Annotated in this window: 14 protein-coding genes and 1 rRNA gene; all 15 read right to left on the bottom strand. The window is 36.8% G+C overall.

All coding sequences use genetic code 11. The annotated features are described in order from the left end of the window. A 16S ribosomal RNA gene (locus LC095_RS23440) occupies window positions 1-65 on the bottom strand; the annotation flags it as partial. A 290-nt stretch (window positions 66-355) separates the two neighbouring features. Beyond that, window positions 356-1,855, bottom strand: coding sequence for a lysine--tRNA ligase (gene lysS / locus LC095_RS23445; RefSeq protein WP_226530417.1), 1,500 nt, complete (start codon window positions 1,853-1,855; stop codon window positions 356-358). Window positions 1,856-1,929: 74 nt separating this feature from the next. Then, the gene (dusB, locus tag LC095_RS23450) at window positions 1,930-2,931 is read right to left on the bottom strand and encodes a tRNA dihydrouridine synthase DusB (RefSeq protein ID WP_226530418.1); all 1,002 of its coding nucleotides are present in this window, start codon (window positions 2,929-2,931) and stop codon (window positions 1,930-1,932) included. Window positions 2,932-2,944: 13 nt separating this feature from the next. Continuing rightward, window positions 2,945-3,160: a helix-turn-helix domain-containing protein gene (locus LC095_RS23455; RefSeq protein ID WP_026562675.1), complete on the bottom strand. Its 216-nt coding sequence runs from the start codon at window positions 3,158-3,160 to the stop codon at window positions 2,945-2,947. Then, entirely contained in the window at window positions 3,112-3,639 is a 528-nt protein-coding gene (gene folK / locus LC095_RS23460) for a 2-amino-4-hydroxy-6-hydroxymethyldihydropteridine diphosphokinase (protein ID WP_226530419.1), read from the bottom strand. Before folK ends, LC095_RS23455 begins: the two co-directional genes overlap by 49 nt. After that, complete coding sequence (gene folB / locus LC095_RS23465) at window positions 3,636-3,998, bottom strand: dihydroneopterin aldolase (protein ID WP_226530455.1); 363 nt, start codon at window positions 3,996-3,998, stop codon at window positions 3,636-3,638. The genes folK and folB overlap by 4 nt, the downstream gene beginning before the upstream one ends. Beyond that, on the bottom strand, window positions 3,991-4,830 hold the full coding sequence (gene folP, locus LC095_RS23470; protein WP_226530420.1) for a dihydropteroate synthase: 840 nt from the start codon (window positions 4,828-4,830) through the stop codon (window positions 3,991-3,993). The genes folB and folP overlap by 8 nt, the downstream gene beginning before the upstream one ends. Then, entirely contained in the window at window positions 4,811-5,719 is a 909-nt protein-coding gene (gene pabC, locus LC095_RS23475; protein ID WP_226530421.1) for an aminodeoxychorismate lyase, read from the bottom strand. The genes folP and pabC overlap by 20 nt, the downstream gene beginning before the upstream one ends. A 4-nt stretch (window positions 5,720-5,723) precedes the next feature. Then, window positions 5,724-6,308 carry an aminodeoxychorismate/anthranilate synthase component II gene (pabA, locus tag LC095_RS23480; protein WP_226530456.1) on the bottom strand — a complete coding sequence of 195 codons (585 nt, stop codon included), beginning with the start codon at window positions 6,306-6,308 and terminating at the stop codon, window positions 5,724-5,726. Window positions 6,309-6,318: 10 nt separating this feature from the next. Continuing rightward, window positions 6,319-7,731 (bottom strand): anthranilate synthase component I family protein, encoded by a 1,413-nt coding sequence (locus tag LC095_RS23485; protein ID WP_226530422.1) that lies wholly within the window; start codon window positions 7,729-7,731, stop codon window positions 6,319-6,321. A gap of 202 nt (window positions 7,732-7,933) precedes the next feature. Further along, window positions 7,934-8,857: a cysteine synthase A gene (gene cysK, locus LC095_RS23490; protein ID WP_026562669.1), complete on the bottom strand. Its 924-nt coding sequence runs from the start codon at window positions 8,855-8,857 to the stop codon at window positions 7,934-7,936. A gap of 103 nt (window positions 8,858-8,960) precedes the next feature. Next, on the bottom strand, window positions 8,961-9,857 hold the full coding sequence (locus tag LC095_RS23495; RefSeq protein WP_226530423.1) for a peptidyl-prolyl cis-trans isomerase: 897 nt from the start codon (window positions 9,855-9,857) through the stop codon (window positions 8,961-8,963). Window positions 9,858-9,893: 36 nt separating this feature from the next. Then, the gene (hslO, locus tag LC095_RS23500; protein ID WP_226530424.1) at window positions 9,894-10,775 is read right to left on the bottom strand and encodes an Hsp33 family molecular chaperone HslO; all 882 of its coding nucleotides are present in this window, start codon (window positions 10,773-10,775) and stop codon (window positions 9,894-9,896) included. 42 nt (window positions 10,776-10,817) lie between these two features. Continuing rightward, entirely contained in the window at window positions 10,818-11,588 is a 771-nt protein-coding gene (locus LC095_RS23505) for a type III pantothenate kinase (protein ID WP_226530425.1), read from the bottom strand. 165 nt (window positions 11,589-11,753) lie between these two features. Beyond that, window positions 11,754-13,685: an ATP-dependent zinc metalloprotease FtsH gene (ftsH, locus tag LC095_RS23510; protein ID WP_226530426.1), complete on the bottom strand. Its 1,932-nt coding sequence runs from the start codon at window positions 13,683-13,685 to the stop codon at window positions 11,754-11,756. Between the last annotated feature and the right edge of the window lie 46 nt (window positions 13,686-13,731).

The raw sequence follows: 13,731 nt of genomic DNA on the forward strand, positions 1-13,731 counted from the left end.
TCGACTTGCATGTATTAGGCACGCCGCCAGCGTTCGTCCTGAGCCAGGATCAAACTCTCCAATAAAGTGTTTGATATAGCTCATAAAAGTTTGTACTATATAGTACGTTTTTGTTAATCGAAATTAACGTTGGCACGCTTGGTTTTGTTTAGTTTTCAAAGATCATTTTTTACTTAACACAACTTTTATATTGTAACAAAACCCCAAAGTGTTTGTCAACAACTTTTTTGTTTTGTTTTATTTAAGTTAACTGCATGTTTCGCAGCAACGTATTCAAATATACCATCACCTAATAATTAAATCAAGAACTTTTTTCAAAAAAAATTAAAACTCCTGCAAATGCAGGAGTTTATTATTAACGATGTCTCATTTGTGGAAATAACAGTACATCTCTTATTGACGGAGAATTAGTTAATAGCATAACTAAACGATCAATACCGATGCCTAATCCTCCTGTTGGAGGCATTCCGTATTCCAATGCTTCAATAAAGTCCTCATCCATCATATGAGCTTCATCATTTCCTTGCTCACGCTCTTTTAACTGTGCCTCAAAACGCTCTTTTTGATCAATTGGATCATTCAACTCTGTAAATGCATTTGCGTGTTCACGGGCCACAATGAACAGCTCAAAGCGATCTGTAAAACGAGAATCTTGATCATTTTTCTTAGCTAATGGTGAAATTTCTACAGGGTGGCCATATATAAATGTTGGTTGGATTAACTTTTCTTCAACCTTTTGTTCAAAGAATTCATTAACAATATGTCCATACTGCATATGTTCATTAATTTCAACATTATGCTGTTCCGCTAATTCACGTGCTTCTTCAACAGACATCTCTTTCCAAAAGTCTGCACCAGTATGTTCTTTAATTGCATCTACCATATGAAGTCTTGTCCATTGAGGTTCAAGGTTAACCTCATACTCCCCATACTGAACCGTTGTACTTCCTAATACTTCTTTTGCAATATGTGCAATGACATTTTCAGTTAATGTCATAATATCTTGATAATCGGCATATGCTTCATAAAGCTCAATCATTGTGAATTCAGGGTTGTGTCGTGTTGAAACACCCTCATTTCTAAATACACGGCCAATTTCATAAACCTTTTCTAATCCACCGACAATGAGTCGTTTTAAATGGAGTTCAATTGCAATACGCATATACAATGGCATATCAAGAGCATTATGGTGAGTAATAAATGGACGTGCAGAAGCTCCACCTGGGATTGAATGCATCGTAGGTGTCTCGACTTCCAAGTATCCATGATCATCTAAATAACGTCGCATAGCTTGTATAATTTTACTTCTTGTAATAAAGGTTTTCTTACTATCAGGACTCATAATCAAATCAACATATCTCTGACGATAGCGTTGTTCGATATCTTTTAAACCATGAAACTTATCAGGCAGTGGACGTAGGGATTTTGTTAATAATTTAAATGACTTAACTTTTATTGACAGCTCACCAACTTTTGTTTTGAAAATAACACCCGTAACACCGATGATATCTCCAAGGTCAGCTGTATTAAAGATTTCATAAGCTTCTTCACCAATCTCATCTTTACGAACATAAATCTGAATTTGACCAGTTAAGTCTTGAATATGAGCAAAGCCCGCTTTCCCTTTTCCACGCTTTGTCATAATTCTACCTGCAATTGTAACAGAGGCTTCTTTTTCTTCTAGTTCTTCCTTCTCAAACTCACTGTACTCTGCAATAATATCTTCTGTTTGATGTGTTCGCTCAAAACGTTTACCAAAAGGATCTAACCCTTTTTCTCTTAAGTTATGTAATTTCTCTCTTCTGACTTTCAGTTGATCACTTAATTCTTCTTGATTCATTTCTTCCTGACTCATCTATAACACTCCTTCTTCCTTAATAAAAAAAGCAGAAAACTGCCAGATTTACCGGCAGTATAAAAAACATAGAATTAACCTGCTTGACTAGCACTTTTTTCTTTTGCTTCCATTTCTAAAACAAATTCATCCAAAAGTGTAACAAATTCATCTCTAGTATTCATCAAATTAATATCATTGCGGACTTTTGCATTGCCTCGAATACCCTTTAGATACCAAGCTGCATGCTTTCTCATTTCACGCACAGCGATTTTTTCATTTTTCAGATCGATTAAACGATCTAAATGAAGCTTACAAACTTCCATTTTTTCACGCACTCCCGGCTCATCCATTAACTCACCGGTTTCTAAATATTTTACGGTTCGATAGATCATCCATGGATTACCTAAAGCTGCACGTCCAATCATGACACCATCAACACCTGTTTCATCAAGCATGCGCTTCGCATCTTGAGGTGTTGTCACATCACCATTGCCTATTACAGGGATAGTAACTGATTCTTTCACTTCTTTAATGATATCCCAATTAGCCGTTCCTTCATACATTTGTACTCTGGTACGACCGTGCAGAGCAACTGCTTTAGCTCCTGCACGTTCAATAGCCTGCGCATTTTGGACAGCAAAAATATGCTCATCATCCCATCCCATACGCATTTTAACTGTAACAGGTTTATCAACCGCTTCAACTACAGCTGATACCATATCATAGATCTTGTTAGGATCTAATAACCACTTGGCACCTGCATCACACTTAGTAATCTTTGGAACAGGGCATCCCATGTTAATGTCAATGATATCAGCCGTTGTATTTTTATCAACAAATTTAGCTGCTTCAACTAGCGTTTCTTTTTCTCCACCAAAAATTTGCAAGCTTAGTGGTTTTTCACGTTCATCTATATAAAGCATTCCCATTGTTCTTGCATTATTTAATAGAATGGCTTTATCACTGACCATTTCCGCACATACTAAACCTGCACCAAATTCTTTTACTGTTAAACGAAATGCTGAGTTACAAACTCCAGCCATTGGTGCCAGAACAACACGGTTCTTTAATTCAATATCGCCAATTTTAAACAATTTTTTCTCCCCCCTATCTATCAACATCATTTGGACTTAGCTCTTCAATTGTTACATTTAGAGATTTAGCCACATCCTCTAAAAACTCTTTGCTGGGTTCACGATTGCCTCTTTCTATTTCTCCTAATACAGAAACAGAAACACCAAGATCTTTCGCAAAGCTTTCTTGGGTATATCCTTTTAACTTTCTAAAAGCGCGAATACGTCTACCCCATTTTTCTGCTTCCATATTCGTACTCCTTCTTTATCGTGTAATTGATCTATGATAGTCGAGATTGGCTCATCTATACTAGGTATTCTTATATCTTGATTTAACTCAAATAATGGAATAAGAACAAAAGCTCGTTCATGCATTCTAGGATGAGGAACAATTAATTGTTCTGCTTCAATATTTTCATAATTAAATAACAAAATGTCAAGGTCTAAAGTTCGCGGTCCCCATCTGATATCTCGTTTACGATTTAGTTGCTTTTCAGTTTCCTGTAAAACTGATAGTAGTTGAAATGCTGTTAAATCGGTATTAATGGAAATGACCATATTTAAAAATTCTTCTTGATCTGTATAACCAACTGGATCCGTTTCATAAATAGAGGATATATTTACCACTTTAATATTTGGGTAATTATGAATCTTCTTTATGGCATCTATGAGATATTGCTCTCGATCTCCTATATTCGACCCAAGAGCTATATAGGCATGATTTTTCATGATCTTCCCCTTCTAATTTCCACCGCAACTTCTTTATAGTGTCCTGGAATAGGAGGATCCGGCTTAATAACCTTTACAGTACAATAGGATATTAGAGGAAAATCAAGTAAGATTTTAGCCGAAATTTGTTCTGCAAGGGACTCAACAAGCTTTACCGGCTGACCTTCAACAATATCCTGGCAAGCTTTATATAACGAAGCATAGTTTACACTATATTCTAAAGAGTCAGTTTCTCCGGCTTTCTTCAAATCTAATTCTACCACTAAATCAACTCTAAATCGTTGTCCAAGTTTATTTTCTTCTTTAAACACACCATGGTACCCGTAAAACTCCATTCCACTCACATAAATCTTATCGATTTTTCTCCCCTCCCTTTCCAAGCATTGCATCCATCATCTTAGCCATTCTGGATATTTCTAACACATCATGGACCCTAACCATATGACAACCTTTTTGTATTCCAAGACATACAGTTGCACCAGTACCTTCCATCCGTTCTGTTGGCGGTAAATCAAGAACATGTCCTATAAACCTTTTACGGGAAGTTGCTAACAATAAAGGATAGCCTAATTGTACAAGTGCTTCTAAATTCCTCATAACAACTAAGTTGTCATCCATCGTTTTAGCGAAACCAATACCAGGGTCCAGGATAATATTTTCATCCTTAACTCCGGCATTTTTAGCTATTGTAACGGATTCCATCAAATCTGCAATCATGTTTGGAATTAACTGATCATAGTTTTGATTGTCACGATTATGCATAAGAATAATCGGTACACCATAAGCAGCTGCGACTTTCGCCATATCTTGATCCGCTTTTGCTCCCCATATATCGTTTATAATGGTAGCCCCGGCCTCAATGGCTTGCTTGGCTACCTCCGCTTTATATGTATCGATGGATATAGGTACTTCAATCTCTTTAGACAACCTTTTTATAACGGGGATAACACGTTTAATTTCTTCATCAGCCGTAACAATTGTTGATCCTGGCCTTGTCGATTCTCCGCCAATATCAATAATATCTGCACCTTGTTTGATCATTTCTTTTGCATGTTCTACAGCTTTTTCTATATCAATATAACGGCCGCCATCCGAAAAAGAGTCAGGGGTTGTATTTAAAATACCCATGATCATTGTCTTATCCTGAATGTTAAGTGTATATTTCCCACATTTAATTTGCTGATGTTTCATTGTCACTTGCTTCATCTTTTTCAACCCTTTGCAACTCGTCTATACTTAATAGTTTCGTCCTATTGTTCTTATATAAATCATATAACTTTTGAATAATTATTCCATTTTCGCCCTCAAATTCATGTCCGTCAATATCTCTTATGGCTATAAGCTCTTGTGATGAGTTTGTCATGATCACTTCATGGGAATCGAACATTTGTTCCTTTTTAAAAAAACCTTCTACTACAGGTATTTGAAGTGTTTCTAAACATCTAATGACAAATTTCCTCGTAATTCCATTGAGAATTCCTGTTTCAAGAGATGGTGTGTATACTCCATTCTCATCTCCCCAAAAAATATTTGAGACAATGCCCTCTGCAACAAAGCCTTGCTCATTTAAAAAAATGCCATCTAGATCGGGGGTCTGAATAAGCTCCCTTTTCCCTAGAATATTATTCAAATAATGATGAGATTTAAGGCGATACTTTCCTTCTGGAGTATTTCTCCTCAATTTTAGGATGATTGCCTTCTTTTCAATCATGGCCGCCGAAGGAGCCTTTCTTAAAAAACAAAGAAGTGTTGGGTGATCATAAGTTTGAAGAAGTTGTCCCACTTCCCCATTACCGGCGGAAATATTTAAACGAACCGTAACATCCTCCGATTCACAATGATTAAGTGCGATCAACTCTTGAATTATTTCAAAAATCTCTTGTCGGTTTATTTTATAGGATATTCCTATCTCATCTACGGCAAGTTGAAGACGATCAAGATGATCATGCAATAAAAATGGAAAACCTTCATATACTCTGAACGTTTCAAATACACCTAAACCATAAAGAAAGCCATGATCAAATGGAGAAATCGTGGCTTCAGTATCTTTTATAAACTTTGAATTATGATAGATATACACTTGTTTAACTCTTTTCTACAGGTTTGTATTGAGTAATAAAGTTCTTTAATAAGTCTTTGCCAAACGATGTCATGATCGATTCCGGATGGAATTGAACACCCTCTATCGGTAAAGTTTTATGTCGAATAGCCATGATTTCATTTTCTTCAGTCCAAGCTGTTACTTCAAGGCAATCAGGTAATGTCTCATTCTTCACAATTAAAGAATGATAACGAGTTGCTGTAAAAGGATTTTCCATTCCCTTGAAAATAGTTTCTCCGTTATGGTGCATTTCAGAAGTTTTACCATGCATTAATCGATCGGCACGAACAACATCTCCACCAAAAACTTGTGCAATCGATTGATGCCCAAGGCAAACACCGAAAATTGGAATTTTCCCAGCGAAATGTTCAATAGCTGCCATGCTTATTCCTGCTTCATTTGGGCTGCAAGGTCCTGGAGAAATCATTAAAAATTGTGGGTTTAACTCTTCTATTTCCGAAATGGTAATCTCATCGTTCCTTTTAACAACTAATTCCTCACCAAGCTCACCTAAATACTGTACTAAATTAAACGTAAATGAATCATAATTATCAATCATTAAAATCACTATACTCACCTCAGCCTAATATTTTCTCTTCTTTGCTCAACTCTATGGCTTTAACTAAAGCCTTTGCTTTCTTTAAAGCTTCTTTATATTCATAATCCGGATTAGAATCAATTACAATTCCGGCTCCGGATTGAACATACCCATATCCATCTTTCGCTACCATCGTACGAATAACGATATTTAATTCCATATCTTCATCATAGCCAATCCAGCCTATTGAACCCGTATAAATCCCTCTTCTGGTCGGCTCAAGTTCTTCTATAATTTCCATCGTTCGAACTTTAGGTGCTCCTGTTATTGTACCACCTGGGAAGGTCGCTTTGATAATATCTGCATAATTTGCATCTTTTTTCATTGTTCCTTGTACATTTGAGACAATATGCATAACATGTGAATACTTTTCAATCACCATAAATTCATTAACATGAACAGAACCGTATTCACAGACACGCCCTAAGTCATTTCTTTCTAGATCTACGAGCATAACATGCTCAGCTCTTTCCTTCTCATTATGAATAAGCTCGTTTGCCAGCCTTATATCTTCTTGTTCATTTTCACCTCTAGATCGTGTCCCGGCAATCGGGCGTGTACTTACGAGGTTTTCTTTCTTTTTTACAAGTAATTCAGGTGAGCCGCTCACAATTTGCAGATCAGGAAAGTGCAGGTAAGCCATATATGGTGAAGGGTTTATTTTTCGTAATGTTTCATAAATCTTAAGCGGATGATTTTCTAATCGAAAATGCTGCCTTAAAGATAAATTGACCTGAAAAACATCACCTTGTCCAATATAATCCTTTATTGATTCTACTGCTCTTTTAAAAGCATCTTCTGTAAAGATCATGGGATCAGAGGTTTTAACCTGTTTTAAGTCGTTTTTGGTTGCTACTTTCTGTACTGATGTCCACTTTTCCTTCATTTGCTTTAATTTTTCATGAGCTTTTTGAATTTGACCTTCTTGATAATAATGGGTAATTAACCATAATTTTGATGTATGATGGTCATAAACTGCAATATCATCAAATAATAAAAAATATAAATCGGGAGTTTCTAAATCATCAACAGCAATTTCCGGTAGTGTTTCAAAATGTCGTACACAGTCATAACTAATAAAGCCAATAGCCCCACCTTGAAAATCAGGGAGATTCGGATCTGAGCTTGTATAATATTGCTTAAACCATTCTCTAAATAGATCAAGAGGTTTTCCTTCCAAAACAGTCATTTCATTATCTTTTTTGATAACCAGCTGTTCACCTTTTCCCTTGACTGTTGCAAATGGCTTAACACCCGCAATACTATATCTGCCTCCTCGTCCACTCTCTAAAAACGCATGTTTATCTTCATCTTTTGAAAGGTATTGATACTGGCTAAAAAAGTCGAGTGTATAGTCAAAGTGTACACTTAACGAGGTCCTTCTTTGCTGCATGATTTATTCGCTCCTTTAAACTCTTACTTACCATTTTACATAATTATAATCAAGAAATCATAAAATTTTATCTTTTTTGTAAAGAATGTTTATTTACTAATTAGTATACAGCAGTCTCATCAATAATATAAACTTACAACCTAAAACTGCTGTATTGAAAAAGAGGTTGACTATAGTCAACCTCTTTACTCTGCTTATGTTATTAATCAAATTGATATAAAGGAGTACTTAAGTAACGCTCACCATTACTTGGGAGTACAGCTAATACCTTTTTCCCTTTACCAAGTTCTTTCGCAACTTGTAATGCTGCAAAAATTGCTGCACCTGATGAGATACCGCCTAGAATACCTTCCTGACTTGCTGCCTTTCTAGCAGTTTCGAATGCTTCATCATTTTTTACAGTGATGACTTCATCATACACATTTGTGTTTAGGATATCAGGAACAAATCCTGCACCGATACCTTGAATTTTATGTGGACCTGGCTTCCCGCCGGAAAGAACTGGTGAATCTGTTGGCTCTACAGCATAAATTTTAATTGAAGGATAGTTTTCTTTTAGAACTGACCCTGCACCAGTAATCGTTCCACCAGTACCGATACCTGCTATAAATGCATCAAGTTGATCACCCATTTGTTCAACAATTTCTTTACCTGTTGTTAAACGGTGTACTTCCGGGTTAGCTTCATTCTTAAATTGCTGAGGCATAAAGTAGCCATGTTCTTTTGAAAGCTCTTCCGCTTTACGGATAGCTCCTCCCATACCTTCAGAACCAGGTGTTAATACTAGTTCAGCACCATATGCACGAAGTAAGTTTCTACGTTCCATACTCATTGTGTCAGGCATTACTAAAATGGCTTTAAAACCCTTTGCAGCAGCAACCATCGCTAAACCAATTCCAGTATTACCACTAGTAGGCTCAATGATTGTATCACCCGGTTTTAAGTCACCTTTTTTCTCTGCAGCTTCAATCATAGCAAGACCGATACGATCTTTTACACTGCTACCCGGATTCATAAATTCTAATTTTAAATATACATCTGCACTATTATCATCAACAAGTCTGTTTAATTTTACAATAGGTGTTTCACCGATTAATTCATGGATTGAATTTGCAACGCGTGCCATACTATCTCTCCCCTATCCCGAGTAAATTTATTGGATTTATAAGTAATATAGCAATTTAATTCGAAATTGTCAAAACCTTTTGTGCTATTTGTACTATTTTTCATTATTCTTCATCATAAAACCAAGTAACACCAATTTCATCCCATAACGGATCAACGGACACTGTGCCTTCCATTTGCTCTAAAGCAATTTGTCTGCGGATTTGCTCTTTTACATCATCAAAACTAAACGTCTGTCCCTCCATCTTTTCATGTAAGAGAAGAATTGCATACCCTGTATCTACTTCGACAGGGTCACTCCAATCTCCTTCCTTTAATTTTGGAGCTATTTCAAGATAGGAGTTTGGAACATACGTATCATTTGTTGAGACAAATCCTAAATCCCCACCGGAATTAGCTGTGAACTCATCAATTGAAGCCTCTAAAGCAAGAGCCTCAAAGCTTGAACCACCTTCTAATTCTTTCATAATAACTTTAGCTTCTTCCTCTGTTTTTACGATGATATGTGATAAATGATAGGATTCATCAATATCGTATAAATCCTTATTATCCTCATAGAACTTTTGGATATCTTTATCAGATACAGAAACATCACGTGTTAAAAGTTCCTCTAATAAGATACTGTAGCGAATTTGTTTTTCCCAATTTTCCTCATTACCAAATTGTTCTTCATCTAATGAGTTATACATTGATTTATAAACAGCAAGCTCTCTATCGATAACCTCTTCAGAGACAGTAATATTATATTTTTCAGCTAACTCTTCCACTACCTGTACATTAATTAACTCTCTTAATGTATCTTTTCCATAACGGCTTTCCAGCTCAGCCATCCATTGCTCTCTAGTTATCGTTGTATCCCCAATTGTGGCAATTGTTTCATCGGTTACTTCATTACCAGCCACTGGTATTGCTTCGGTTTTTCCTGACACAAAGTAGCCTATTGTGAGACAATTAATGATCACCAGACCAAAAATCATGCTCCATAACACTTTACCGCTCAATTTCTCAACTCCCAGTATGTCTATATCTTTATTTCTTTACTTACTTGCTTCCCTTTTCAATTCTTCCAAGTCTTCTTTTGTTAAGAGGTATACTTCATTACAAAAATGACATTGCGCCTCCGCTTGTCCATCTTCATCAATCATTGCTTGTATTTCATCAGTACCTAAACTAACAATAGCATTTTCAATTCGTTCTTTTGAACATTGGCACTTAAATTCAACAGGTTGTTTTTCTAGTACTTTGACATTTCCTTCGCCGAGTACTTCTTCAAGTATTTCCTCTGGCGTTAATCCTCTTTGAATTAATTTTGAGATTGGCTCAACCTCTCCAAGTCTCTTTTCAATTTCTGTGATGGTTTCGTCATCTGTACCAGGAAGTAATTGAATAATAAAACCGCCTGAGGCTAAGATTGTATTATCAGGGTTTACAAGAACACCTACCCCTACAGAAGACGGAATTTGTTCAGAAGTAACTAAATAATATGTAAAATCTTCTCCTAATTCACCTGATACAATCGGTACTTGTCCAGAAAAATGGTCTTTTAACCCAAGGTCTTTTACAATCGTTAAATTCCCTTGAGTACCCACAGCCCTAGCCACATCTAGTTTTCCCTTTTCATTAAGATCAAAATGAGTTTGAGGGTTTGTTACATAACCTCTTACTTCTCCTTTAGAATTACTATCAACAATAATGACGCCAATAGGGCCGCCGCCTTCAACCTTAATTGTCAGTTTTGCATCACCCTTCAACATTGAACCAAGCATAACTCCTGCAGTCATGGATCTGCCCAATGCAGCAGAAGCAGTTGGCCAGGTTTGATGTCTTTTTTGTGCTTCGGAAATGGTCTCGGTTGTTCTTGCAGCATAGGCTCTTACCTGGTTATTAAATGCAATGGCTTTAATTAAATAATCTGTCATAAATATTTACTCCTTTTCAGCAAAGTGCTGTAATTACTTTTGTTACTCATTCACATTACGTTTATAGATTAGTTGCAGGCCTCGCAGTGTTAAGAAGGGATCTACAATATCAATACAATCTGATTCTTTTGCAATAAGGGTTGCAAGGCCGCCGGTTGCAATAACTTTCGGCACCTCCTTAGATTGTTCCTTCATTCGCTTAACAATACCCTCGACTTGTCCTACATATCCATATAATATCCCTGACTGCATTGCACTAACTGTATTTTTTCCAATAATGTGATCAGGGCGTGTAATTTCTATTCTTGGCAATTTTGCTGCTCGTGAATAAAGAGCTTCCGTAGAAATATTTATTCCCGGGGCAATAGCTCCCCCCATATATTGCTTGTGTCCATCTATATAACAATATGTAGTTGCTGTGCCAAAATCCACAATGATAAGTGGGCTACCATAGTCTTGTATACCTGCAACTGCATTTACAATCCGGTCCGCTCCAACTTCTCTCGGGTTTTCATACTTAATATTGAGTCCTGTTTTTATTCCAGGTCCTACGACTAACGGCTTTATATCGAAATATTTACTGCACATTCTTTCTAGTGCAAACATAATAGGAGGAACAACAGATGAAATAATAATCCCCTCAATTTCTTGAAAAGATATGCCTTCATGTTCAAAAAGATTTTTAATAAGCATGCCAAATTCATCTTCAGTCTTATTACGGCTAGTCTCAATTCTCCAATGATGTTTTAATGTATCTTGACCATATACCCCTAAGACGGTATTTGTATTTCCAACGTCCAATACTAAAATCATAAGAATCACCACTTTGTCTTGTTCTATTTTTCAATACCGTATTATTTTATCACAAAGTACCTTGTCTTCCATATTCGTAGGTCACTTGCAAAAGAAAAGCTTTATTATGTGCTTATACGAATAAAAGACCGATGACAGATGTCACCGATCTTTAGGCTAGAAAAGTTATTTATCAGAAGAGCTATCCTCTTCTTTTTTTGTATGAATGTTGACTTTTATATCCTCTGATTTCTCTTCTTTGTCGTTATTAACAACAACAGGACGATCAGGGAGTTTTCCTGTTTCAACAAGGCTTGAAATTTGAGCCGCATCAAGTGTTTCCACTTCTAGCAATGTTTGAGCAACAAGCTCTAGCTTTTCGCGGTTTTCTGTTAGAATTTGACGCGCTCTTTCATATGATTCCTTAATGAAACGTTGGATTTCCATATCAATTTCATGAGCGATAGCATCACTGTAGTTTTGTTCATTATGAAGATCTCTTCCTAAGAACACTTGACCACCTTGTGATTGGCCAAATTGTAATGGTCCAAGCTTTTCACTCATTCCATATTCAGTTACCATTTTTCTGGCAATATTTGTTGCTCTTTGGAAGTCATTATGAGCACCTGTACTTACTTCACCGAAGATAATTTCTTCAGCAACACGGCCGCCGAGCAGTCCTGTTATCTTATCCAGTAATTCAGGTTTCGTCATGAAGTAACGATCTTCTTTTGGAAGCATAACAGCATATCCACCAGCTTGACCACGAGGGACGATTGTTACCTTGTGTACCATATCCGCTTCATCTAAAACAACACCAATAATTGTGTGTCCCGCTTCATGATAAGCAACAATATTTCGTTCCTTCTTAGAGATAACACGACTCTTCTTCGATGGTCCGGCGATAACGCGATCTGTTGCCTCATCAAGGTCCGTATTATCAATTTTCTTCTTATCTTGTCTAGCAGCTACTAGAGCTGCTTCATTTAATAAGTTTTCTAAATCTGCACCGGAGAATCCAGGTGTACGGGCAGCAATTGCTTTTAAGTCAACAGATTCATCCAGTGGTTTATTGCGGGCATGTACTTTAAGTACAGCCTCCCGACCATTTACATCTGGGCGATCAACTGTAATTTGACGGTCAAATCGTCCCGGACGAAGTAATGCAGGATCTAAAATATCAGGTCTATTTGTTGCAGCAATAATGATAATTCCTTCATTTGCTCCAAAACCATCCATTTCAACAAGCAATTGGTTCAATGTTTGCTCACGTTCATCATGGCCTCCACCTAAACCAGCACCACGTTGACGCCCTACAGCATCAATTTCATCAATGAAAATAATACATGGTGCGTTCTTTTTCGCATTCTCGAATAAATCACGAACACGAGATGCCCCGACACCGACAAACATTTCTACGAAATCAGATCCGCTGATGGAGAAGAAAGGTACTCCAGCTTCACCGGCAACGGCTCTCGCAAGTAATGTTTTACCTGTTCCCGGAGGTCCGTTTAAAAGAACACCTTTTGGAATTCTTGCACCTAACTCCGCGAATTTTCGAGGGTCTTTTAAGAATTCAACAACCTCTACAAGTTCTTGTTTCTCTTCATCTGCACCCGCTACATCCTTAAACTTAACTTTTTTCTTTTCCTCACTGTAAAGCTTAGCTTTACTTTTTCCGAAGTTCATAACACGGCCGCCACCGCCCTGAGCTTGGTTCAATAAGAAGAAGAAAAGGATAAAGATAATGACGAATGGAATGATGGATGTGAAAAATGTTACCCATCCACTTGTTTCTTCTGCCGGAGCAATGTTCAATTTCTGAACATTGTTTGCATCAGCAGCCTTGTCAACACGATCTAGCCCCTGTTCAGTTGGTATATATGTTAAAAAGGTTTCGTCTTCTTCATAACCTTTCATTTTACCTCTAACTTCAAATACACCTCGAACCGGCTGTACGGTCATTTCTGTAACATTTCCACCATTTAAGTCTGAAATGAACTCATTATACGTTATTTGCTCTGTTTTAGGATTAGCACCTGTAAAAAAGCTAACAACTCCAATGATGACTAAAAATATAAGTAAATAAAATATGGTATTACGGAAGATCCGATTCATTCCTTACCTCCTCCCACAGTAAACACAACTATTTTAAATAGTATCA

The sequence above is a fragment of the Metabacillus niabensis genome (genome assembly GCF_020524345.1).
Taxonomy (GTDB): Bacteria; Bacillota; Bacilli; order Bacillales; family Bacillaceae; genus Metabacillus; species Metabacillus niabensis_B.

Coding starts and splice junctions, on each gene's coding strand:
- lysS (WP_226530417.1), bottom strand. CDS start 1,855: ATGAGTCAGGAAGAAATGAATCAAGAAGAATTAAGTGATCAACTGAAA.
- LC095_RS23455 (WP_026562675.1), bottom strand. CDS start 3,160: ATGGAAGCAGAAAAATGGGGTAGACGTATTCGCGCTTTTAGAAAGTTA.
- folK (WP_226530419.1), bottom strand. CDS start 3,639: ATGAAAAATCATGCCTATATAGCTCTTGGGTCGAATATAGGAGATCGA.
- folP (WP_226530420.1), bottom strand. CDS start 4,830: ATGAAACATCAGCAAATTAAATGTGGGAAATATACACTTAACATTCAG.
- LC095_RS23485 (WP_226530422.1), bottom strand. CDS start 7,731: ATGCAGCAAAGAAGGACCTCGTTAAGTGTACACTTTGACTATACACTC.
- cysK (WP_026562669.1), bottom strand. CDS start 8,857: ATGGCACGCGTTGCAAATTCAATCCATGAATTAATCGGTGAAACACCT.
- hslO (WP_226530424.1), bottom strand. CDS start 10,775: ATGACAGATTATTTAATTAAAGCCATTGCATTTAATAACCAGGTAAGA.
- LC095_RS23505 (WP_226530425.1), bottom strand. CDS start 11,588: ATGATTTTAGTATTGGACGTTGGAAATACAAATACCGTCTTAGGGGTA.
- ftsH (WP_226530426.1), bottom strand. CDS start 13,685: ATGAATCGGATCTTCCGTAATACCATATTTTATTTACTTATATTTTTA.